Raw genomic sequence first — 23,199 nt, forward strand, 5'->3', positions numbered from 1 at the left:
TACATAATATGACTCATTCACATAGATAATAAAGGCAAACTTACTGAAAAGTTAGGACGCAAAGCCTAGGATCTACGGCTTCCTAGTCATTAACGACTAGGGGCTACGATGGCCTGGTTACCAATTGACTGATTTAGGGGATAAATCTGATTTGGCTATTCTATTTTTAGGATAGCCTTTTTTATTGCCTAAAAACATTAGGGACAACTCAAGCTAAGTTTTAAGATTATTTAAAAAATATAAATCAATCACAGCTTAGAGGGGGATGGGAATGCTTAAAAAAGGAAATTTTAAAAATGTAAGCATTGGTTGGAAGTTCGGGCTTACGATGATTATGGTATTTGTTTTGTTTGGTGCTTCGACAGGAGTTACCAGCTTCCTTATCAACAATATCACCAATAATATCGACACCGTAGAGAATGTGGGGGAGCGGGCAGTGAAGGTGACCGAAATGGGGTCATTGCTGCGTGAAAAAGGAATGGAAAGTGCAAGTTACTTAAACAGCACAGATGAACAGTATATTGAAAAGTTTAAAGAAAGCCAGGATCAATTCAACGCCTTGGAAAACGAATTGAAAAGTTCTATGGTGACAGGTGAACAAAAGGAATTATTCAATAAAATTATCGAAAATGATCAAAGAATCAATGACTTGTTTCTGGAAGTGATGGTCCCGGCAGTTGCTGATGGGGAAGAGTCGCTGCTCGTCAACCTGCAAAACCAATCCAGCGAATTACAAACCACTACGGTTGAACTGTTGGAAAGCTTGCGTGCGATAGCCATTGAGGATCAGGGAAAAGCAGTAGACAATGCGGGGAATAGTGCTCAAACAGTAAGTATTGTTCTGCTGTTATCCATTGGTCTTTCCGTAATTCTAGGCGGCAGCTTCTTCCTGCTGATCAGCCGTTTAGTATCCAAAAACCTTAAGAGGGTGACCGAAGTCAGCAATAGAATTGCTGAAGGCGATTTAGCTGTCGAACCTCTGGACTATAAAGGTTCGGATGAAATCGGCCAACTATCCCAAGCTGTTAACACTATGAGGGACAGCTTAAGTAATATGATTCAGCAAATCTCAGAAATCTCTGAGTCAGTAAATGGCCAGAGTGAAGAATTAACTCAGTCAGCGGCAGAAGTAAAAGCAGGGTCCCAACAAGTGGCGGCTACCATGCATGAACTAGCTTCAGGTACGGAATCACAGGCGAATAGTGCTACTGAATTAGCATCTGTCATGTCGGACTTTTCCGGAAAAGTACAAGAAGCCAATGCCAATGGGGAAGATATTAAAAGGGCTTCAGGTGATGTGCTTCAAATGACAGAAGAAGGCAGCCGTTTAATGGATTCCTCAATTAAGCAGATGGCTGTGATAGATAGCATCGTAAAAGAAGCAGTGGAAAAGGTTCAAGGTTTGGATACGCAATCCCAGGAGATTACCAAGCTTGTCTCGGTAATTAAAGACATTGCAGAACAAACCAACTTGCTCGCTTTGAATGCAGCTATCGAAGCAGCTAGAGCTGGAGAACATGGGAAAGGCTTTGCAGTTGTAGCTGATGAAGTGAGGAAACTTGCAGAACAAGTATCTGTTTCCGTAACTGATATAACTGGAATTGTTAACAGTATCCAAACAGAATCAGGTAACGTAACAGAATCTTTACAGTCTGGCTATAAAGAAGTTGAGCAAGGCACTGCCCAAATAAAAACAACTGGGGAAACCTTTAAAGGAATCAATACTTCTGTGACTAGCATGGCCAACAACGTGCAGACAGTTTCTAATAATTTGGCAACCATTGCAGCAAGCAGCCAGGAGATGAATGCTTCCATAGAAGAAATTGCATCCATATCAGAAGAATCAGCTGCAGGTGTGGAACAAACGTCTGCTTCTTCGCAGCAGACAAGCAGCGCGATGGAAGAAGTATCCGCCAGTTCCGAACAACTGGCATCATTGGCAGAAAAATTAAACAGACTCATCGGTCAGTTTAAAATATAATTGTTTACAAAAAACCCTTTGCATCCTTACAGACAGCAAAGGGTTTTTTCGTTCAATTGGTTTGCTATTTAACGACAAAGCCGAAGAGCGTAATATAATTTCATTAGGAAGTTTTTAATTAACTATCTTTCAGGGGTTCATCTACCCGCAGCTCTTTTTCTGAACCGGCCACGACCACTGTCGCTGAAGCATCTCCTACTACGTTGAGTGTAGTCCGGAACATATCAAGAATCCGGTCGACACCTGCGATTAAGGCAATTCCTTCCACTGGCATATTCACAGAGCTTAACACCATGGTCAGCATAATCAAACCAGCTCCAGGAACGCCAGCAGTGCCAATCGATGCAAGTACAGTAGTTACGACGACCGTAAGTAACTGGATGAAGGATAAGTCCAATCCATAAAACTGGGCAATAAACACAACAGCGGTCCCTTGATAAATGGCAGTTCCATCCATGTTAATGGTTGCCCCCAAAGGAAGGACGAAGCTGCTGATTTTGTTAGGTACACAAAGATTCTCCTGTGTATTTTTCAATGTTACTGGTAATGTCCCTGCGCTGCTTGCCGTACTGAATGCTACTAGAGCTGCAGGAGATATTCCTTTAAAAAAGGATAAAGGACTTATTTTCCCGTAAATCTTCACTGCAGAGGAATAGACGAGGACAGCATGTAATATACAGGCGATGACTGCAGCTAAAATAACTTTCAATAAAGGCAGCAGCACGGACAATCCATACTCCCCGATTACTGGTGCCACCAAGCCAAGAATACCTATTGGCGCCACATACATAATAATGGCGGTGATTTTATACATTACTTCAGCAAAAGCATCGAAAAAACGGTAAACCGGCTGAGCTTTTTCTCCGACAAAAGTGATGGCAAGCCCGATGAATAAGGCAAAAAAGATAATTTGCAAAATATTGCCGCTTGCTAAAGCATCAAATGGGTTTTCCGGAATGATGTTCAAAAACGTATCGACCACGCTTTGTTGCTGTTGATCAGCTACTTCCGCTGTATCGTCAGAAACCGAGACATCGACACCTTTTCCAGGTGAAAGCAGAAATGCTACACCTAAGCCAATAATGATAGCAACGGCGGTAGTTAATAAATAATAAGAAATCGTCTTCAAGCCAATCCTGCCGAGCTGCTTCGGATCACCCGTGCTGGACACGCCTACAACCAGAGTAGAGAGAATAAGCGGGGCTATGATGAATTTAATTAAACGCAGAAACAAATCTCCGAGCGGAGCTATCACACTGATAGACTCATTAAAAATAATCCCCAGGATGATTGCTAGTAGAAACGCAATAAATATTTGCGTTATCAGGTTCATTTTTATTCTCACAAAAAACTTCCTTTCCCTTTCCAAGATAATTAATCAATTATATAGTAAAAAGACAAACATGGAAATAATAAAAAAATACTAAGCTGACCGGGATGATGCGACAAGGCTGAGTTCCGGAATGGAATGGCAAAATCCCAGCAAAAATGGAGGGGTGAAATTTGAATTTTATAGTAGTCGAAAAATTTTTGCAAGGAAAGCGTGACAATAGCAATGATTGTGAAGATATTTATGTATATACCGATCATTTTGTTGCGGTCATCGATGGTGCTACTAATGTTAGCGGGAGAAAAATAAACGGTACTACTCCAGGAAGGTTAGCTGCTGAACTAATTAAGCGAGCGATAGAGGAATTGGAACCAGCCTGTACATTAAGCGAAATGTTAACATTCATCAACAAACGAATGCAGGCCGCCTATCAGCGAGAGGGAATCGTTAAAGAAATGGAAGAACATCGATGGATGGCTCCCTCTGCAAGCTTGGTTGTGTACAGTAATTTTTACCAGGAAATCTGGCAAATCGGTGATTGCCAAATGATGATAAATGATAGTTTATATAAGCATGAGAAACATCTGGATAGTATCACAGCTGAAGCCAGATCTCTATATTTGGAGGCAGAGTTGAAAAAAGGAAAGTCAATCGAAGATTTGTTAAAGCGTGATACAGGGTGGGAGTTTATTCAGCCGCTAATTAAACAGCAGTATTATTTGCAAAACGATACGGACAATCAATATGGTTATGATGTCATCAACGGATTTCCGGTGGATATTCAGCAAACAATAGTGACTGAAGTGCCTGAAGATACAGAGTATATAGTTCTTGCCTCTGACGGTTATCCTTTTTTAAAACCAACGCTGGAAAAATCAGAGGAAGCGCTAGCGGCCTTATTAGAACAAGACCCGTTATGTTTCCGCAGCTATAAATCTTCCAAGGGACTGGTCAAGGGGAACAAATCCTTTGATGACCGAACGTTTGTAAAAATCAAGTTGCAACATGAAAGCTAGAGTCGATGCAACGTTTTATTTACCGTTTCATCGGGTATGATAACGGTATCACATGGACGGGAGGTATCAGTCATGGCTAAAACGATTGATGCGTATTTTAAAAGCGAGAACGATGCAGAGGCGGTTCATGCACGTCTGCAAACCTTAAAGGTGAGTGATGTCTCTGTCGAGGAAGTTCCGGAGGGAACGGATACGAAAGTACTTGTACCGTTTTTTCCTGCGAACACTGGAACAGGAAGCGGTGGTGGCTTTGCCCCGATAGCTCCGCTAGTAAACAATAGCCAGACGAAGGATGAAGGATCGGAAACGCTGACACATTTACTTCATTTTCAGGTGGAAGAGGAAGATTATGAAGAGGCAATCAAGGTTCTGAAAGATAGTGACTGTTATGGGGATAAATCTCAAATACAATAGTCAGCAGGATGGAGCACTGGAAAAAAACAAAACCTGCTGCAAAAAAATGGGCAATGGAAGTCGGTCAGCTGTCAGCTACAGCAGGCCGGCTTTTTCGTTTTCTTATTATAAGCTGCTAGTGATAGGGAGCAGCTTGGATGGAAAAAAATTTCAACAATTTTTTCGCCCATGATAGACAAAAATTTACAAGCTTATAGTATAATAGTTCAATAAAAGCAAAATAAAATAATAGTAGAAAATATTTTATATGGGGTGTATTTTTTGACAGAGAGCAGAAGGGGAAATAAACGAGGGAAGTCTAAACGTTGGTTAAAAATATTGTTGGCAGTAGTATTAGTGCTGGTATTAGGCATTGGTGTTTACGCTTTTTCTTTATATAATAATGCGAAACGGACCGTAGAAGATAAAATCCATCAGCCTGTCCAGTCGATCGACACGGCAGTAGGAAAGAAAAAGGTCAAAGACAATGAACCATTGAATGTTCTGCTTCTAGGCGTAGATGAACGTGCTGGCGACAGCGGCCGTTCCGATGCCTTAATGGTTTTGTCGCTTGATCCTGCTGATGACAGTATGCAGTTGGTTAGTATCCCTAGGGATACAAGAACGGAAATAATAGGCAAAGGGTTTGCCGACAAAATCAATCATGCCTATGCATTCGGCGGAACGGATATGTCGATTAACACGGTAGAAAATCTGCTTGATATCGAGCTTGATTATTATGTGAAAATGAATATGGAAGGGTTATCTGAGATGGTGGATGCTGTCGGCGGTATTACTGTTGACAACCAGACAGACTGGATTGATGAAGGCTACTACAAGAAGGGTTATCACTATGAAAAAGGCGAAATCCAATTAGACGGGCCGAAAACCATGGGTTATGTGCGGATGCGCCACTTCGACGGCGATTTTGCCCGGACAGCAAGACAGCGCCAGGTTATTCAGGCAATTGTTGATAAAGGAGCGAGTGTTGCTTCTGTGAATAAAGTTGATAATATGATCGACGTACTTGGCAATAATATGGAAACAAACATGGATTTTAGTGATATGAAGAACTTGATGATGAACTACCGGGACACACGGAAAAATTTTGTCAGCTATCAAATGCAAGGTGAAGGTACTTTCATTACTAATGAAAACGGCAAGGACATCTATTATCTGGTAGTTTCTGATGAAGAGATTCAAAAGGTCCACGATATGATTAAAAAAACAAAATCATAAGATAAAGAAAGCCTGGAAGCTTTAAAAAAGCTGACAGGCTTTCTTTATCTTAACTTTGCGGAAAACCGTGGCTATAAGCAATATAAATTCGATGGTTATCACAGACCACAGTCAGCACATTCCCTCTTTTTACCGAAGCTCTGTTAGTAGAAATGCTTTTGCTACTCGTTGTTTTATTCCTTCATTTCAAGGGAAATGAAATTTAACTCAATGGCTAAAAGGAAGCATGATGGGGAATATCTAAAAAACAAGCAATTTCTTTTTGTTGAAAGGAATGGTTGTATGTATAAAAAGATGAACGAGTTGATTACCATGTTGGAGGACAGTGGTAAATGTGAAGTGAAACTAATTAACCGGGAAAAACATACGTATAGCATAGAACAATTCACCAAGCTGAATTGGAGACGGCGCTCGAAACGTTTTGGCAGAATACATGCAGGTGAAAAGCGGCTGCGGATCGATTTAGACTTTCCAAGAGAATTATTTTCTACAGAGGATCTGCAGAAATACATCAAACTGCCGCTTAAATCTGAGGCAGCGCATCAAAGGACCTCCCACCTTGATTTATTAAAAAACGAAAAAGGATATGATACGGCAGCTATTCATATTTACCGCAGCCAATTGGACGACTATGCATTTGATGATTTATTTGCCATTTTTATCAGTAAAGTTATTGATGCTAATACAAGGGAATGATAACCAAACAAAGACAAGCAGCAGGAAATTCCCTGCTGCTTGTTTTTTTAACCAGATAACCCCAGTTTTTTTATTAGTGGTTTGATTGATAGTCCTTGTACAATCAGAGAGAACAATACGACTGAAAACGTTAGAAGCAAAACCGTGTCCCTGCCTTCAAACTCAAGCGGCAGGCTTAATGCCAGTGCAATCGATAAGCTTCCCTTTAATCCGCCCCAATTCAACAATATTCTTTCCTTGCGGTTTAAGTATTTAACTGGCAGGGTGCTGACATATAAAGCAATAATTCTTCCAACCAGAACTAGGCCGACTGCAAATAAAATGATGTGCCATTGATTATTAAAGTCAATATTACGGATTTCCAGGCCAATCAATAAAAAGATAATCGAGTTGGCAATCAGGGTAATAACGTCCCAAAATGTATTAATATTTCTTTTAGTTTCCGCTGACATCCCTACTTTTCCGCCATAGTCTCCAAACATAAACCCTCCGGCTACTACGGCAATAACCCCGGAAACTCCGATATGTTCTGCTATAAAGTAACTGCCGAAAAACAATAACGCCGACAGGCTGATTTCAAACGGATAGTCATCGAAAAACCGGATAATCTGTGAGAAGATAAATCCTAATATTGCACCGAGAAGTACACCGCCGATACTAAATTTTAAAAATAATAGTAAACCGCTGCCTAATCCTACCCAGCCCATCTCCATGTATGTGAGCAAATAAATCGACGAAATTTTAAACAAGACGACAGCAATCCCATCATTAAAGAGAGATTCCCCCTCCATCATAGTCGACAATTTTTGGGAAACTCCAAGGGACTTGAAAATAGAAATTACGCTTATTGGATCGGTTGCACTCATCAGAGCGGCAAATGTGAAAGCTACTTCTATTGGCAGGCCAATGAAGTAATAGGTAGAGAATCCGATCACCATAAAGGATATAAAAGTCCCCCCTAATGCCATACCAAGAACAGCTTTTTTATGATGGTATAAATGGTGAAAAGGGAGCTTCAAGGTGGCATCCCCAAGTAAAATCGGCAGAAACAAGGAGATAATGATCGCTTGAAATACCTCTGATTGGGTAATGAATGCTTCCGCTTCATCAATTAATGGGATGTGGATATCAAATATTCCCAGCACCAGACCAACGAGAACAAGTGCAATCGTATAGGGCTGATCAATTCTTTTGGCAATACCAATGACAGTCACCGATATTGCCAGCAAAATCAGAATCTGAATGAATACCTCATTGAATTCATGCATCACCGATGCCTCCTGCGTTAAGTATATCTATATGTTTCTCAAATATTCCTTTACTAAACCTGCCAGCCGGATTAATATTGGCGATGCTCCATAAAATGATTTCAGATAATTTAAAAAACGGTTGACTTTCTCATTTGTTGGTATTATGATAGGTTTCAAATTAAAAATCTTATCCAGAGAAGCTGAGGGAACTGGCCCTATGAAGCTTCAGCAACCTCTGACTTCGTTCAGAAAGGTGCTAAATCCAGCAAGAGTTATTCTTGGGAGATAAGAGCGGAATCAGATATTTCAGCCCTCTTTTCTCATCCTGCAGAAAAGGGGGCTTTCTTATGGCGAAAATGAACAAATGATCTTTGGCAGTCGGTTTTCCAAGTGAATTTTTAATCGGAAAGGATGAGCAGCATGAGCGAAATTGTAATAATATCGGGCAGTCCGGCTGAGCAATCAAGGTCTGACCTGGTTTTGAAATTTCTGGGAAGACAATTGCATGCGAAAGGATTTTCCGTATCGCATATATCGGTAAGAGATGTAGCAAAAGACGTTTTATTCGACGGTCAATATAATAGTCCGGTAATCACTGGAATAACAGAACAAATACAAGCTGCCAAAGGAGTTATCGTAGGCTCCCCTGTCTATAAAGCCGCTTATTCCGGTGTTCTAAAAGCTCTGCTTGATATTCTGCCGCAGGATGTATTAGAGGATACACCTGTGCTGCCCCTGATGACAGGTGGCAGCCCTTCCCATCTGCTAGCGCTTGAATACAGCTTAAAACCTCTGTTAGCTACCTTAAAAGGACAGAACCTGAAAGGTGTTTATCTGCTTGACGGCCAAATTGATAAGCAAGATTATCAGCAGCCAATCATTGATTTAGATATTTTAGAACGCCTGGAAAAGCAGGTTGATTATTTTGTTCAAACTGTAAATAAACAGAAACAAGCTGTATTGTAAGATAATTCTAATGAAAGCAGGAGGCGATTATTTCATGGCTGATAAGCGTATTTACCTAAATGCGTTTGATATGAATTGTGCCGGACACCAGTCACCGGGGTTATGGACCCACCCGGAAGATCAATCACATAAGTACAAGGACAGTGACTACTGGATAGAACTAGCCCAATTATTAGAAAGAGGAAACTTTGACGCCGTTTTTCTGGCGGACGTATTAGGCACTTATGATGTCTATCAAGGCTCAAGAGATGCTGCGGTCCGTCAAGGGGCACAATCGCCTGTCAACGACCCTTTATTAGTTGTGCCGCTAATGTCCGCCGTAACCAGTCATCTTGGGTTTGGCGTGACCGCTTCTGTAAGCCATGAACATCCTTATACATTTGCCCGGAGGATGTCTACGCTCGATCACTTAACAAAGGGACGTGTTGGCTGGAATATTGTCACTTCCTATTTAAAAAGTGCCGCAGTCAACATGGGATTGGAAGACCAGGTCGGGCATGATGAACGATATGATATAGCAGCAGAATACCTTGATGTCTGTTTTAAATTATGGGAGGAAAGTTGGGAAGAGGATGCAGTGCTCCTTGATAAAGAAAGAGGCATTTATTCGGATCCTGCAAAAGTGCATGACATAAATCACGCAGGCAAGTATTTTAAAGTGCCTGGCGCCCATCTAAGCGAACCATCACCACAACGGACACCTGTCATTTACCAGGCGGGCGCTTCCCAAAAAGGTCGTGCCTTTGCTGCTAAAAATGCAGAATGTGTATTCATTGGAGCGCCAACCATCCACGCTGCCAAGCAATCAGTCCTTAAACTACGGGAAGAAGCAGAACAGGCTGGCAGAAAGCCGGAAGATGTGAAGATACTTACGATGTTTACGCCGATTGTCGGCAGGACAGAGCAGGAAGCTTATCAGAAATTGGAGGATTACAAACAGCATATCAGCCATGAAGGAGCACTTGCCTTGTTCGGAGGCTGGACAGGAATAGATTTATCGGAATACGGACCGGAAGATAGCCTTCGTTATGTGGAAAATGATGCTATCCAATCAGCCGTTGAAAACTTCACTAAAATAGATCCTGACAAGCAATGGACCGTTAAAGAAATTAAGGAATTTATCGGGATAGGAGGGTTGGGCGCATATACAGCCGGATCTCCCGAGCAGGTTGCTGACACCATGGAACAATGGGTAGAAGAGGCGGGGATCGATGGCTTCAACATTGCTTATGCTATCACCCCTGGCACTTTCAAAGATTTTATTGATTTAGTCGTACCAATTCTTCAGGAAAGAGGATTGGTACGGAAAGAGTATCGAGGGGACTCCTTGAGAGACAACTTATTCGGTAACGGAGCAAGGCTGCCGGAAAACCATCCTGGAAGACAGGACCGCCTTGGTTATCAACCAGTTTAGTTTTTCCTGGGAGAGGTTTTGTTAGCCTCTCCTCTTCTTATTAGGAAAGTTAACTGGGAAGCAGAGCGGCTGGGTAAAAGTGGATCAATTACCGGTAAAAGCAGAGCAACTTTGCTCGGAAGTTGAGCGAAAATCTATGAAAGTAGATCAACTATCAGCTGCTTTCCGATCGTACGCCGATTCGGCTACCTCTGCTAGGCGAGTGCTTGCACTTTTGTTCATCTCTGGGTTAAAGTAGATAATATTATGTAATAGTTGGCAAAGGAGCGAATTCAAATGGGCAAGCGTTTTGACACAAAATCTGTACATCTATCAAAAATAAACGACAAAACAATTAATAGTAAATCAACGCCAATCTATCAAACTTCGGCATTTAAGTTCAGAGATTTGGAGGATATGGAAAACTTTTATCAAGGGAAAAATGATTATTTATATACGAGGGTTGGCAACCCGAATACGGATGAATTGGGTGAAGCTGTAGCACAGCTGGAAGGAGCGCCAAAGGGAGTTGCTGCTTCCTCTGGTACGTCTGCTATTTTAGCTGGCATCCTTGCTGTCGCCAAACAGGGTGACCATATTGTTGCTGCAACTGATATTTATGGCGGAACATATCAACTATTGGCTGGTGAATTGGCGGATTTAGGCATTGAAGTTTCATTTGTTGATTTTGTCGGCAGCGAGCAAGTTGCCGATCATATTAAGTCTAATACAAAGCTGATTTATTCTGAATCTGTCGCCAATCCATTACTCCGTACCGAAGATATTGCTTCATTAGCGGAAATTGCCAAACAGCATCAGCTTGTACTGATGATTGATAACACGTTCGCAACACCATATCTGTGCAGGCCCTATGAATCTGGAGCCGACTTGGTCGTCCATAGTGCAACCAAATATATCGGCGGGCATAGCGACGTTACAGCCGGAGTACTAGCCGGGCGAGCTGACTTAATTGACATAGCAAATCAAAAGATAGGGAATTTAGGCTGTAACTTAAGTCCTTTTGAGGCCTGGCTGACTTGCCGCGGACTCAAGACACTAAGCGTACGAATGGAACGGCATGTTAAAAACGCCCAACAGCTGGCAGATGCCCTAAAAGAAAATAAAGCTATTCAAAAGGTGTACTACCCTGAGCATGTTTCACCACAGGGGAACGGCGCTATCGTTTCGATTGATATTTCTGGTCTATGCAGTATTGAAAAATTCTTCCAATCGTTGGACTGGATAAAAATCGTCCCGACGCTGGCAGGCGTTGAAACATCGGTTTCCTACCCGGCAGGGACTTCCCACCGTGCAGTACCGGAACAGGCCAGGAAGAAGCTTGGAATCACCGAAGGATTAATTCGAATTTCAGTAGGAATAGAAGATGCTGCCGACATAATTGCCGGGGTTGAACATGCCCTGGAAGAGTCGCGCCACAAACAGGGGTAGTGGGGGATTTACATGAAGGATGTCATCCTTTTGCTGGCGGAAATCGTTAATCACATCCATGATGTGCTGCTGGAAATAGTCGGTTTAAACATGACAGATAAACAGCTGCATTTCTGGGTTATCGGTATTCTTGGGATGGTTACTTTTTTCATTGTTTATTTTTTCTTTAAATTGTTGGAGAAAATGAAATGGAGTATCACGATTTTTTCATTTATTTATACATTCACAGTGATGGTCGTATTGGTCTTTGCCATTGAACTACAACAAGCGATAACCAATCGCGGAAATATGGAATTTGCCGATGCTGCTATCGGACTGTGGGGGTTTCTGGTTTTTTTTATTGGCTATGCGCTCGTTGCTCTCATTATTTTAGGGATCATTCGTTTATTGAAAAGAAGTAGCAACGATTAATTGGTAGCTGTCCGCTGCATCAGATTGATGCTGTACTGGACAGCTTTTTTATGTTGGATTAATCTTTTTCCTCTTGTTTCTCCAGATAAAATTTCCCCAGTACTGTCCAGGCGACTATGATACCAGCCATATCCTTCACCAAATCAAGCTGTGAAAACGATCTCCCCGGCACGTAAAATTGGTGGATTTCATCAATGAATGCATACAATATTGTCGCTATCATTGCTGCCAAATCTGTAAGCGAGTGATACCGTTTATTAGCAATTAAAGCTGCTGCCAATAAAAGATAGAGAATGGCAAATTCGATAAAATGAAAGGCTTCCCAAACAAAACTAAACATAGGACAGCAGATCCTTGATGAATTGAGAGATCGTCTCATGGGAATAGCTTGATTGAACCCAGATCAATATGGCGTACAGGATGGGAAGTATAGTTATCAATAACCGCTTCATGGAATTCACACTTTCCGCTAGTTTTCAACTTGTTTTTCCCAGAAAAGACGAGGGGAAAACATTGCTGCGTTAAGAAAAAAAGAGCTGCCGAAACAGCTCATTGAAAACTACCCCCTCACGCATTCGCCGGATTTTTCGAGATTGGTATCCATATTTCACTTTTGAAAGCAGGGGAGTTTACATCGTTCGTTTCATTCCACAGAATTTCTGGACCTTCCACTTGTTGATAGTTTGAGGCCGGAAACCATTCAGAATAGATGCGTCCCCAGATATTCTGAAGCGTATCAGGGAATGGTCCAACTGATTCAAATACTGCCCACGTCATAGGTGAAACTTCAAGTTGTGCCATGTTATCTGGGCACTCTCTGGTAGTTGCCACGCCTATATAATGATCAAGCTCCCCTTTTTCCTCCATACGGCCTTCCGAAAAATTCGTGGATGCTTGCAGCAATCCTAAAGGCTCGACATTAGAAAGTTCCTTGAACTTTTGTATCGTCTCATTATTTAATGTTTTCCACATAGAGGCAATTGCTGGATTCACCCCATTGAATACTATCGGAACTCTTTTCTTAATACCTGCTAAACGAAATGCCTGTTTTTCTTCAATTCGATAATTCATTTCTTCTCCTCCTGTGATGGATAACTGGAAGGCCATTGGTGGATATGCTTTTAGAGAATGTCCATTGTTTCTGGCTTCAGACGGTGTGAGGCCGTGCAAGTTCTGAAATGCGCGTGCAAATGAATCTGGAGAACTATAGCCGTACTTTATCGCTGTGTCAATCACCTTGGTTTCACTATCTTTAAGTTCGAACGCTGCTAGAGTTAATCGCCGGCGGCGGATATATTCTGATAGTGGAATCCCGGCAAGAAAGGAGAACATCCTTTTAAAATGATATTCAGAGCAGTAGGCAAGTCTCGCTGCTTTCTTATAATCAATCTCATGAGTAAGATTTTCTTCCATATACTTTATCGCCTGATTCATATTTTTAAGCAAATCCATTAAGCGACCTCCTCTAACCATATAGTAGCAAGCGTTGACTATTTCCGTCCGACATTTCGTGCACAATGCTGCAGGGCTTATTAGACGTTTCGTTCACCACCTAGCTAACACAACCATAATAAAAGAACCTGTGTGTCTGGTAAAGGAGTGGTCTTGTTTGTAATCAAACCCTCGGCGAGGGCTTTTGGTATAAAAGCAGGGTCGCTGACCAGGCGGCATCAGGAATACTGCCTGTCGCTATCATTTGAAAAAGTCTGTATATTAACTGTCCGGCAAGCAATATGATAGAATGAATTACTATTAGTGAATAATCGGGAGTAAGGTGATAAAAAATGGAATTACAAGGGATCCTGCCGGCCATACGAGATATGAAAGAGTTTGAAAAACTGCTAGCAAGTGATTATGAATATGTTATTTTCCTGGAAACTAGATTGTCGCAGCTTGTTTCCTTAATGAAGTATGCCAAGCGGGAAAATAAGAAAGTTTTTGTTCATGCGGATTTGATCCAGGGGTTAAAAACAGATGATGCGGGAGTTGAATTTTTAATTAGGAATCTAAAGCCGGACGGAATTATCTCCACACGGGGGAATGTCATTTCTTTAGCTAAAAAGCATCGGATTTTGGCGGTTCAACGGTTGTTTGCCCTCGATTCGCATGCACTGGAGAACAATATAAAAATAATTAACAAGGTAAAGCCTGATTATATTGAGGTATTGCCAGGATTGATTCCAAAGGTGATCGGGGAAATATTCGAACGTACAAGCATCCCGGTGATCGCCGGCGGGTTGATCCGGACCAATGAAGACGTCGAAAGTGCTTATCAAGGAGGAGCAAAAGCGGTTACTACTTCCCGGGCAGAACTGTGGGATATTAAGAACTAAGCCCTTGTCATCTCTGTCAGTCCCCAACCCTCTATTTTAAGCTTCAGGTTTGAAGTTTTCGATTTATGTTAATAAGGGTTAAAAAGTCGGAAGGGGTGCGTAAAGTGTCTGAGTTCTTGGCTGAAGTAATTGGGACAATGGTTTTGATCATTTTAGGTAACGGCGTAGTCGGCGGGGTTGTTCTCAAGGATACCAAGTCAGAGGGGGCTGGCTGGGTAGTGATTACAATTGGCTGGGGACTGGGGGTTGCTATGGGTGTTTACGCGGTCGGCAATGTTTCTGGAGCCCACATCAATCCGGCAGTCACTCTAGGCTTTGCTGCCGTCGGGGAATTTCCGTGGGCCAAAGTCCCCATCTATATTACGGCTCAAGTAACTGGTGCATTTATTGGTGCGATTATTGTCTTTTTAAACTATTTGCCGCATTGGCGTGCAACAGATGACCCTGGAGCAAAACTAGGAGTCTTTTCCACAGACCCGGCAATTAGAAGTCCGTTTTCCAACCTTGTCAGCGAGATAATTGGTACCTTTGTCCTTGTAATGGGGCTGCTGTTCATCGGTGCCAATCAGTTTACAGATGGATTAAATCCAATGATTGTCGGCTTGTTAATCATAGCAATCGGTATGTCTTTGGGCGGTGCAACAGGATATGCGATCAATCCAGCCCGTGACCTAGGTCCCCGTATCGCCCATGCTTTGTTGCCGATACCAGGAAAAGGCGGGTCAGACTGGGGGTATTCCTGGGTACCGTTAGCAGGGCCTGTGATAGGCGGGATATACGGGGCATTATTTTACCAGGCAATCTTTCAAGGAAATTACTCCAGCGGCTTTTGGCTGTTGAGTGCCTTAATGGTTATCATTTTAATGGCTGCTGCCAATTCAGAGTTAACGAAAAGCAGAACACCAGCAGAGGAAGTCGAAGAAAAACTAACTGGAAACTAACTGGCGATGATAAGTGAACAGCTTAAAGCCTGTTCTTGCTTAGATTCTCGGTTTAGTGAACAGTGGTTTATAAATTTATCTTTATAATTTGTTGACAGCGTTTTCAGAATAAGTTAATGTAATAGATAACAAGTTAACGATGTGATGGAGATTCGGAGACCCACACTACAATGGTACTTCCTTAGGGGGAAGTGCGCCATTTGGAGTGTGGGTTTTTCTATGCTCAAAAATCGCCTCGTTTGCTAAGTTAATAAACGAAAAGGGGTGCGGGAAATGTCGGAGTTTTTGGCAGAACTGATTGGTACAATGATTTTAATTATATTTGGCGGCGGTGTTGTTGGCGGCGTAGTACTAAAGAATACAAAGGCGGAGGGCGCAGGCTGGGTAGTAATTACACTTGGCTGGGGACTTGCCGTAACAATGGGTGTCTACGCAGTCGGTAATGTCTCTGGTGCGCATATTAACCCGGCAGTAACGTTAGGATTTGCATCAGTCGGCGAATTTCCATGGGAAAAGGTTCCTATGTATATAACTGCTCAGTTGTTAGGCGCATTTATCGGCGGGATAATTGTGTTCCTAAACTATCTTCCTCATTGGAAGGCTACCAAAGATACAGGGGCAAAATTAGCCGTATTTTCGACGGATCCGGCGATTCGGAGTCCGTTTTCCAACTTGGTCAGTGAGGTGATTGGAACGTTTGTGTTAGTAATGGGGCTTTTGTTCATTGGTGCAAATCAATTTACAGAAGGTTTAAATCCATTAATCGTCGGTGCTTTAATTGTTGCGATTGGAATGTCACTGGGCGGAACTACAGGTTACGCAATCAATCCAGCCAGAGACCTGGGGCCGCGTATCGCCCATGCTTTGCTGCCGATACCAGGAAAAGGCGGTTCTGATTGGGGGTATGCATGGATACCGATCGTAGGACCTGTTCTTGGCGGAATTTATGGAGCTGTCTTTTATCGCGCCATTTTTGTAAACGACTTCTCGGTATTATTCTGGGGGCTCAGTGCAGTGATGGCTATCATACTTATTGGTGCAGCTAACGCTGAGCTTAAAAAAGGCAAGTCCACTGCCCAAAAGGTAGAAGAAAAAATAGTTTAAAAGGGGGATTTTTAATGAGTGAAACATTTATTTTATCATTGGATCAAGGGACAACGAGTTCAAGAGCTATATTGTTTAACCACCAGGGAGAAATCGTAGAGACTGCGCAAAAGGAGTTTGAACAATTTTTTCCCAATCCAGGATCTGTCGAGCATGACGCCAATGAAATCTGGACATCTGTACTGGCTTGTATTTCCGAAGTGCTGAGAAAAGCCGATATAGAGCCAAATCAGATTGCCGGTATTGGGATTACCAACCAGCGTGAAACAGCTGTTGTATGGGATAAAAATACAGGAAAGCCAATTTACAAAGCAATCGTATGGCAATCACGCCAGACCGAGGGGATTTGCAGAGAGCTGAGAGAACAAGGCTACAATGACTTATTCCGAGATAAGACCGGTTTGCTGATTGATCCTTATTTTTCAGGAACCAAAGTTAAGTGGATACTTGATAATGTCGATGGAGCAAGGGAAAAAGCGGATAATGGGGATCTATTATTTGGAACAATCGATTCCTGGCTCGTTTACAAGCTGTCGGGCGGAAAAACCCATATCACCGATTATTCCAATGCGTCTCGAACCTTAATGTTCAATATTTATGATCTTCAATGGGATGATGAATTGCTTGATATATTAACCGTTCCGAAAAGCATGCTTCCCGAGGTTAGGCAATCCTCTGAAGTGTACGCGCAAACGGTTGACTATCATTTCTTCGGTCAGGAAGTCCCTATTGCCGGAATTGCCGGGGACCAGCAGGCAGCGCTATTCGGGCAGGCTTGTTTTGAAGAAGGCATGGCGAAAAACACATATGGAACTGGCTGTTTTATGCTGATGAACACAGGAGAAAAAGGAGTAGTTTCTGAACATGGATTACTAACGACGCTAGCTTGGGGAGTAGATGGCAAGGTAGAATACGCCTTGGAAGGAAGTATCTTTGTCGCTGGATCGGCGATTCAATGGCTGCGCGATGGTTTGAAAATCATTGAGTCCGCGCCCCAAAGTGAAAATTATGCAAAGAATGTAGATTCAACCGACGGGGTTTATTTCGTTCCGGCGTTTGTCGGTCTAGGCACCCCCTACTGGGACAGTGATGCACGCGGGGCAGTGTTCGGGTTGACGCGCGGAACTACGAAAGACCATTTTATCCGGGCAACTTTGGAATCGCTTGCCTATCAAACCAAGGATGTCGCTGATGTCATGAGCCAGGATTCCGGGATTGAATTAACGACATTGCGTGTCGATGGCGGAGCCGTTAAAAACAACTTTTTAATGCAATTTCAAAGCGATATTCTAGGTGTGCCTGTAGAACGTCCGGTTGTGCAAGAAACGACTGCACTTGGAGCTGCATATCTAGCTGGATTAGCTGTTGGGTATTGGAAAGACAAACAGGAAATTGCCCAGCAGTGGCAGAATGAACACACTTTTCATCACCAATTACCGGCGGAAAAAAGCAATGCACTTTACGAAGGCTGGAAAAAAGCAGTTAAAGCTACCAGGACTTTTAAATAAAGCAAGTGGACTCAGCCTTTCCGCTTTTAAACAAATCCATATGAAAAAGTAACGAGAGACCAGCTGTCACCATTTTGGAGAGCGAGATGGTCTCTCTCTTTTATAAAAAACGAGTATTCTTTTTTTCGTAGAAAGGGTATAGGACAATGGACAGCGAAACCCTTTTTATCAAAAAATTTCCGTCCAATAAAAAAGGAGTGGGTTATCAGTGAAAAAAATTATCAATGATCCAAACCAAGTAGTACAGGACATGATCAAAGGTATGGCAGCTGCTTTTCCAGAGTGTATAAAACATTTGCCGGAAACCACAGTAATCGTCAGGAAAGAAGCTCCCATACACCATAAAGTTGGCTTAGTCAGCGGAGGAGGCAGTGGACATGAACCCGCGCACGCTGGCTATATCGGTGAGGGAATGCTTGATGCCGCTGTAGCTGGAGAAGTATTTACCTCTCCCACACCGGATCAAGTATTGGAAGCAATCAAGGCGGTCGATGGAGGTGCCGGTGTTTTTCTTATTATCAAGAATTATACTGGGGATGTATTGAATTTTGAAATGGCAGCAGAACTGGCAGAGGCAGAAGGAATTCAAGTAGAAAAAGTAATTGTCAACGATGACGTAGCTGTAGAAGACAGCTCATTTACAAGTGGACGACGCGGGATAGCTGGAACTGTTTTTGTCCATAAAATTACAGGAGCGAAAGCGGAGAAGGGTGCTTCATTAGAAGAAGTAAAACAGGTGGCAGAAAAAGTCGTTGCCAACGTCCGGTCGATGGGAATGGCTTTAACTTCCGGTACAGTCCCTGCCGCAGGAAAACCTGGCTTTCAGCTTGCTGAGAATGAAATGGAAATTGGCATAGGTATTCACGGTGAGCCTGGAATAGAAAGAAAGGATATTGGTTCTGCGGATGAGATTGCTGAAGAGTTAATCAATAAAGTTTTAGCAGATATGAATTTTTCCGATGGCGATGAAGCTGCCGTCATGGTAAATGGATTAGGAGCTACCCCGGAGATGGAGCTGTTCATACTAAATGCTAAAGTCCAGGAGCTGTTAGCTGAAAAAAACATTAACGTTTATAAAACATTTGTAGATGAATATATGACATCACTGGAAATGGCTGGTTGTTCGGTAACGCTCCTGAAATTGGATGATGAACTTAAGGAGCTGTTGGACGCTCCGTCAAAAGCTGTTTCTTTCAAGATATAAGAAAGGGGATAGGACGATGGAACTCACAGTAAACAAAGGATTGGCATGGCTGAAAACGATAAATGAAAAAATCCAGGAGAAGAAGGACTATCTAACAGATCTTGATCAAGCAATTGGGGACGGGGACCATGGCATTAATATGGCACGTGGTTTTCAGGAAGTTGAGAAGAAGGTGGAGGCGAACGATTATGCCGATGTCTCAGATTTACTGAAAGATGCGGCCATGACTTTAATGTCCAAGGTCGGCGGTGCATCAGGACCATTATTTGGTACAGCTTTTTTAAAACTTTCCATGAGCCTGAAAGAAAAGGATCCGGTTGATTATCCATCCTTTTCAACAGCAGTAGGAGCAGCAGCAGAAGGGATTAAACAGAGAGGAAAAGCAGGTCAAGGGGAAAAAACAATGGTTGATGTTTGGGTCCCGATGGCTGAGTATTTACAAAATGCACAGGAATTTAAACCAGATGAACTAGAAACCAAAGCCAAATCAGCAATGGAAGCTACGAAAGAAATATCGGCTAAAAGAGGAAGGGCAGCCTATCTGGGGGACAGGTCTATCGGGCATTTAGACCCTGGTTCTGTTTCGTCTTATTATATATTTGCGGCCTTAGCAGAAACGTTACAAGAAAGGAAGTGATCATATGGTAAATGTTGGGGTTGTTTTGATTTCCCATAGTCCAAAGATTGTGGAAGGAATCAAAGAAATCATTCGTCAAGTAAATAAAGATGTGCCAATCGCATTAGCAGGCGGAACCGATGAAGGGGAAATTGGCACAAATATTGATAAGATCATAACGGCTATTGAGGAAGCGGATAGTGGTAAAGGCGTTTTGCTTTTCTTCGATATAGGAAGTGCCAAAATGAATGCAGAAATGGCAGTGGAAATGTCAGAACATGAGCAAGTAAAGATTGCAGAAGCTCCACTCGTAGAAGGTGCTTATGTTGCAGCTGTGGAAGCTGGAATAGGAAAATCAATGGAGGAGATTTTGCAAACGCTGCATAAAAACTTTTAGCATGGTTAGAAATGATAGAAAGGTAGACTCGCCGCTAGGCAGTCTGCCTATTTTTTTGGTGCAAGTGTTTATTTTTTTGTAGAAGGGGGTATATGTATAATAATTAATAGAAAATAGGACTAGCTTAATGGAAAAACAGCATAAAAAAAACAGACCGGAAAAACCGATCTGTTTTGCTTAAATAGTTATTACATGCGGCCATATCCAGCGAAATGGCTGCTCCAGTAAGAATTGTTAAGGCTTGTGATCTGCACGCCGCTAGAGCTTGCGTGGACAAATTGGTTATTTCCGGCATAAAAACCGACATGGGAAATACCAGACTTGTAGGTGCCTTGGAAGAATACTAAGTCACCAGGCTGTGGGCTGCTTATTTTTGCAGACTGGTTGTACAGATTGGCAGCAGAGGTGCGGCCAAAGCTGTTTCCGGCTTGCTTGCTTACATAATGGATGAATCCGCTGCAGTCAAATCCGCTTGGGGATGCTCCGCCCCATACATAAGCAGTACCAATATGTTTTTTCGCTTCATTGACAATAGCTGACCCATTGCTGGAAACGCTGGCTGATTTAACTTTTGTGTTGTTTGAGCTTACTTTTTCGCTTGAAGATGCACTAGTCGAATTTGAAGATCCGCTAACCTTCAAGGTTTGTCCAGTGATAATCAAATCTGAAGATAGATTATTCCAGCTTTTAAGATTGCTTACAGATACACCGTGATCTTTTCCGATTTTCCACAAGCTGTCTCCGGACTTCACTTTATAAGTTGATGCATTGGATGAAGAAGCGTTTGAACCATTGTTTTGGCCATTGCCTGTTTCAATTACCTGGTTAGGATAAATGATGCTCCCTGATATATTATTAACTGATTGTAGGTTTTGAACAGTAGTATTATATTTTTGGGAAATGCTCCATAAAGTATCTCCGCTTTGTACTTTATAAGAAGAAGCTTCTACACTCGTTGTAAAAGCAGATGCAATAACCACAGTTGCCGCTACAGATAAAAATGTTTTATTAGACTTTCTCAATTCTTCCACTCCCTGATAATTTTAAAATTTATTCCCCGCTATTGCTAAAGAAATATCTATAATTAAATCACAAAGCTAAGTTTCAACGTTTAGTAATTTTTGTCTCTCTTGGAGAACTGCGTTCAGTATAGCACGGATTTTCCAGTTGAGAAGGGATGTAATAGATTTGTAAATGATTTTAATATTGCTGTTAAATAAGCGCTGGCTTGTTTCACCTCCCGAACTATTGACGGGAGCGGTTTTTTCCGTTTTTATCCATTGTTTCATGCCAACCTTCTTTAATCTGTTTGTAACCTAACTATGCAATTATTAATAGATTTACTACTAGAAAACCTCCAAAATGATGAGATGTTTCCCTGGCATTCCTTACTCAAATATAGAAAAGGCAAAATACACATACTAGTTAAAATCTGATTAATAATTGGGATTGGTTCCGAATAATATAGGATATATAGGTGTTTAGGGAAGAAGGGTTTCTTGTGCGGAGAGGTATAAACCCGGTGATTATTTTAGCGCTGCCAGTATTTATTATTGTTATCATAGGAGTGTTTGTATTTTTTTCTCCGGGCCATCAGGCCAAGAAGGCTGTTCACGCATTTTACAGCTTTGAACAAGAGGGGATGTATGCCGAATCTTACGCCTTATTTCATTCATTAATGAAGGAAAAGTTTGAGAAGGGCGATTATCTTCAAGACCGCGCCCATGTTTTTATGAATCATTTTGGTGTAGAGAGCTTTTCCTATTCTCTGGGCAGGACGGACAAAATTAAAAATTGGAAAATGTCTAAGGATGCTGAACCTCTGGAAGTAGTTTACAAGATAACAGTCACGCAGGTTTTTAAAGGAACGTATGGGAATTTTAGCTTGGTTCAAGATGTATACGCAGCGAAAGATGATGGAAAATGGACGATATTATGGAATTACCGTAAGTGATTCCTGTTGATTTCTTATTGCGCGAACCGTTAAGCTTAACGCGTACTGTTATGTATTTCCTTCCACATGGAGTTTTCGTCAAGATAATTTTCCAGTTTCTTCTTATAAATACATCATCAAATCCTTAATCAATTATCTTACTGTTAATCCTCATTCAAACTTACCATGAAAAAATTTATTTAGTAAAAGGGGAGCGGGTATGCCATATTTGGATATTGATTCAGTAACCAAGCTTTATTATCAAGAGGAAGGAAAAGGGCAGGCAGTTATCTTTATTCATGGAGTAATGATGAGCAGCAAATTTTTTCATCGCCAATTTCCATATTTTAAAGAAAAGTATCGAACGGTAACCTTTGATTTGCGGGGCCACGGAGATTCCAGCAAAGTACCGTATGGGCATACAGTAGCAAACTATGCCAGAGATTTAAAGATCTTGATTGAGAAGCTGGAGTTGAAGGATGTCATTTTAGTCGGCTGGTCGATGGGAGCTCTTGTCGTTTGGGACTATGTAAATCAATTTGGAACGGATAATCTTAAGGCTCTAACGATTGTGGACCAATCGCCTTCGGATTACTTATGGGAAGGCTGGGATTATGGTGCCTTTGACTTTGAGGCAATCAAGCAGGTGATGCGGGCAATCCAGGAAGACCAGCATGCATTCAACAGTGATTTTATTTATGGCATGTTTAAAGATACGCCTGATTCCGGTCAACACCGATGGATACTTGAGGAGATGATGAAGCTGCCGGCAGTAATAGCAAGTACCATCGTTTTCAATCAGACGGCAGTTGATTACCGGGACTCACTGTCTAATGTAGATGTTCCAGCTTTGCTTTGTTTCGGCCGCGATGACAAGTTTTTCCCTATTGCGGCTGGAGAATATATCCAAAAGCGAATCCAGACTGCAAAACTTATCCCGTTTGAAAACAGCAGCCATTGTTTGTTTTTAGAAGAGCCGGCAAAGTTCAACAAGGAACTGGATCAATTCTTTCAAAGTCTTTGACTAAATTGGATGTTA

Annotated in this window: 23 protein-coding genes and 2 riboswitches; of the genes, 18 read left to right on the plus strand and 5 right to left on the minus strand. The window is 42.0% G+C overall.

What is annotated here, in order from left to right:
• Positions 1 to 23: 23 nt before the first annotated feature.
• Positions 24 to 125: riboswitch (cyclic di-GMP riboswitch) on the plus strand.
• 146 nt (positions 126 to 271) lie between these two features.
• Entirely contained in the window at positions 272 to 1,981 is a 1,710-nt protein-coding gene (locus BLR93_RS07365) for a methyl-accepting chemotaxis protein (RefSeq protein ID WP_093212814.1), read from the plus strand.
• Between the two features lie 118 nt (positions 1,982 to 2,099).
• Here the strand turns inward: BLR93_RS07365 and BLR93_RS07370 are convergent, their stop codons facing one another.
• A complete protein-coding gene (locus BLR93_RS07370; protein WP_093213465.1) occupies positions 2,100 to 3,320 on the minus strand; it encodes a dicarboxylate/amino acid:cation symporter in 1,221 nt (406 codons plus the stop codon).
• A gap of 164 nt (positions 3,321 to 3,484) precedes the next feature.
• Between BLR93_RS07370 and BLR93_RS07375 the strand changes: the two genes are divergently transcribed.
• From BLR93_RS07375 to BLR93_RS07395, 4 genes are all read left to right on the plus strand, one after another.
• Complete coding sequence (locus BLR93_RS07375) at positions 3,485 to 4,327, plus strand: hypothetical protein (protein ID WP_093212816.1); 843 nt, start codon at positions 3,485 to 3,487, stop codon at positions 4,325 to 4,327.
• 72 nt (positions 4,328 to 4,399) lie between these two features.
• The gene (locus tag BLR93_RS07380; RefSeq protein WP_093212818.1) at positions 4,400 to 4,741 is read left to right on the plus strand and encodes a hypothetical protein; all 342 of its coding nucleotides are present in this window, start codon (positions 4,400 to 4,402) and stop codon (positions 4,739 to 4,741) included.
• A 261-nt stretch (positions 4,742 to 5,002) separates the two neighbouring features.
• A complete protein-coding gene (locus BLR93_RS07390; protein WP_093212822.1) occupies positions 5,003 to 5,959 on the plus strand; it encodes an LCP family glycopolymer transferase in 957 nt (318 codons plus the stop codon).
• Between the two features lie 282 nt (positions 5,960 to 6,241).
• Positions 6,242 to 6,655 carry a hypothetical protein gene (locus BLR93_RS07395; protein WP_093212825.1) on the plus strand — a complete coding sequence of 138 codons (414 nt, stop codon included), beginning with the start codon at positions 6,242 to 6,244 and terminating at the stop codon, positions 6,653 to 6,655.
• 47 nt (positions 6,656 to 6,702) lie between these two features.
• On the opposite strand, the gene BLR93_RS07400 is transcribed toward BLR93_RS07395, so the two are convergent.
• Positions 6,703 to 7,923 carry a cation:proton antiporter gene (locus tag BLR93_RS07400; RefSeq protein ID WP_093212827.1) on the minus strand — a complete coding sequence of 407 codons (1,221 nt, stop codon included), beginning with the start codon at positions 7,921 to 7,923 and terminating at the stop codon, positions 6,703 to 6,705.
• A gap of 166 nt (positions 7,924 to 8,089) precedes the next feature.
• A riboswitch (SAM riboswitch) is annotated at positions 8,090 to 8,197 on the plus strand.
• 128 nt (positions 8,198 to 8,325) lie between these two features.
• Between BLR93_RS07400 and ssuE the strand changes: the two genes are divergently transcribed.
• From ssuE to BLR93_RS07420, 4 genes are all read left to right on the plus strand, one after another.
• Positions 8,326 to 8,871 (plus strand): NADPH-dependent FMN reductase, encoded by a 546-nt coding sequence (gene ssuE, locus BLR93_RS07405; RefSeq protein ID WP_093212829.1) that lies wholly within the window; start codon positions 8,326 to 8,328, stop codon positions 8,869 to 8,871.
• Between the two features lie 34 nt (positions 8,872 to 8,905).
• The gene (locus BLR93_RS07410; protein ID WP_093212831.1) at positions 8,906 to 10,285 is read left to right on the plus strand and encodes an LLM class flavin-dependent oxidoreductase; all 1,380 of its coding nucleotides are present in this window, start codon (positions 8,906 to 8,908) and stop codon (positions 10,283 to 10,285) included.
• A gap of 276 nt (positions 10,286 to 10,561) precedes the next feature.
• The gene (locus tag BLR93_RS07415) at positions 10,562 to 11,713 is read left to right on the plus strand and encodes a trans-sulfuration enzyme family protein (RefSeq protein ID WP_093212833.1); all 1,152 of its coding nucleotides are present in this window, start codon (positions 10,562 to 10,564) and stop codon (positions 11,711 to 11,713) included.
• 12 nt (positions 11,714 to 11,725) lie between these two features.
• A complete protein-coding gene (locus BLR93_RS07420) occupies positions 11,726 to 12,124 on the plus strand; it encodes a hypothetical protein (protein WP_093212836.1) in 399 nt (132 codons plus the stop codon).
• Positions 12,125 to 12,182: 58 nt separating this feature from the next.
• Here BLR93_RS07420 and BLR93_RS07425 read toward each other — a convergent pair whose 3' ends face one another.
• Positions 12,183 to 12,464 carry a VanZ family protein gene (locus BLR93_RS07425; protein ID WP_175559288.1) on the minus strand — a complete coding sequence of 94 codons (282 nt, stop codon included), beginning with the start codon at positions 12,462 to 12,464 and terminating at the stop codon, positions 12,183 to 12,185.
• Between the two features lie 227 nt (positions 12,465 to 12,691).
• Positions 12,692 to 13,576 carry an AraC family transcriptional regulator gene (locus BLR93_RS07430; protein WP_093212841.1) on the minus strand — a complete coding sequence of 295 codons (885 nt, stop codon included), beginning with the start codon at positions 13,574 to 13,576 and terminating at the stop codon, positions 12,692 to 12,694.
• A gap of 332 nt (positions 13,577 to 13,908) precedes the next feature.
• Here BLR93_RS07430 and BLR93_RS07435 point away from each other — a divergent pair, with 332 nt between their 5' ends.
• The 7 genes from BLR93_RS07435 (at position 13,909) to dhaM (ending at position 20,227) form a co-directional block, all read left to right on the plus strand.
• On the plus strand, positions 13,909 to 14,457 hold the full coding sequence (locus BLR93_RS07435; protein WP_093212843.1) for a glycerol-3-phosphate responsive antiterminator: 549 nt from the start codon (positions 13,909 to 13,911) through the stop codon (positions 14,455 to 14,457).
• A gap of 104 nt (positions 14,458 to 14,561) precedes the next feature.
• On the plus strand, positions 14,562 to 15,398 hold the full coding sequence (locus BLR93_RS07440; protein WP_093212845.1) for an MIP/aquaporin family protein: 837 nt from the start codon (positions 14,562 to 14,564) through the stop codon (positions 15,396 to 15,398).
• A gap of 273 nt (positions 15,399 to 15,671) precedes the next feature.
• Complete coding sequence (locus BLR93_RS07445) at positions 15,672 to 16,502, plus strand: MIP/aquaporin family protein (RefSeq protein WP_093212847.1); 831 nt, start codon at positions 15,672 to 15,674, stop codon at positions 16,500 to 16,502.
• A 14-nt stretch (positions 16,503 to 16,516) separates the two neighbouring features.
• Positions 16,517 to 18,010 (plus strand): glycerol kinase GlpK, encoded by a 1,494-nt coding sequence (gene glpK / locus BLR93_RS07450; protein ID WP_093212849.1) that lies wholly within the window; start codon positions 16,517 to 16,519, stop codon positions 18,008 to 18,010.
• A gap of 208 nt (positions 18,011 to 18,218) precedes the next feature.
• Positions 18,219 to 19,214: a dihydroxyacetone kinase subunit DhaK gene (gene dhaK / locus BLR93_RS07455; protein WP_093212851.1), complete on the plus strand. Its 996-nt coding sequence runs from the start codon at positions 18,219 to 18,221 to the stop codon at positions 19,212 to 19,214.
• A gap of 16 nt (positions 19,215 to 19,230) precedes the next feature.
• Positions 19,231 to 19,851 carry a dihydroxyacetone kinase subunit DhaL gene (gene dhaL, locus BLR93_RS07460; RefSeq protein ID WP_093212853.1) on the plus strand — a complete coding sequence of 207 codons (621 nt, stop codon included), beginning with the start codon at positions 19,231 to 19,233 and terminating at the stop codon, positions 19,849 to 19,851.
• 4 nt (positions 19,852 to 19,855) lie between these two features.
• Complete coding sequence (dhaM, locus tag BLR93_RS07465) at positions 19,856 to 20,227, plus strand: dihydroxyacetone kinase phosphoryl donor subunit DhaM (protein WP_093212855.1); 372 nt, start codon at positions 19,856 to 19,858, stop codon at positions 20,225 to 20,227.
• Positions 20,228 to 20,415: 188 nt separating this feature from the next.
• On the opposite strand, the gene BLR93_RS07470 is transcribed toward dhaM, so the two are convergent.
• Complete coding sequence (locus tag BLR93_RS07470) at positions 20,416 to 21,249, minus strand: LysM peptidoglycan-binding domain-containing protein (RefSeq protein WP_093212857.1); 834 nt, start codon at positions 21,247 to 21,249, stop codon at positions 20,416 to 20,418.
• Between the two features lie 479 nt (positions 21,250 to 21,728).
• Between BLR93_RS07470 and BLR93_RS07480 the strand changes: the two genes are divergently transcribed.
• Both BLR93_RS07480 and BLR93_RS07485 read left to right on the plus strand, forming a co-directional pair.
• Positions 21,729 to 22,181: a hypothetical protein gene (locus BLR93_RS07480; RefSeq protein WP_245690087.1), complete on the plus strand. Its 453-nt coding sequence runs from the start codon at positions 21,729 to 21,731 to the stop codon at positions 22,179 to 22,181.
• 199 nt (positions 22,182 to 22,380) lie between these two features.
• Positions 22,381 to 23,184 (plus strand): alpha/beta fold hydrolase, encoded by an 804-nt coding sequence (locus tag BLR93_RS07485; protein ID WP_093212863.1) that lies wholly within the window; start codon positions 22,381 to 22,383, stop codon positions 23,182 to 23,184.
• Positions 23,185 to 23,199 lie beyond the last annotated feature (15 nt).

Source organism: Sediminibacillus albus, assembly GCF_900101125.1.
Taxonomy (GTDB): Bacteria; Bacillota; Bacilli; order Bacillales; family Amphibacillaceae; genus Sediminibacillus; species Sediminibacillus albus.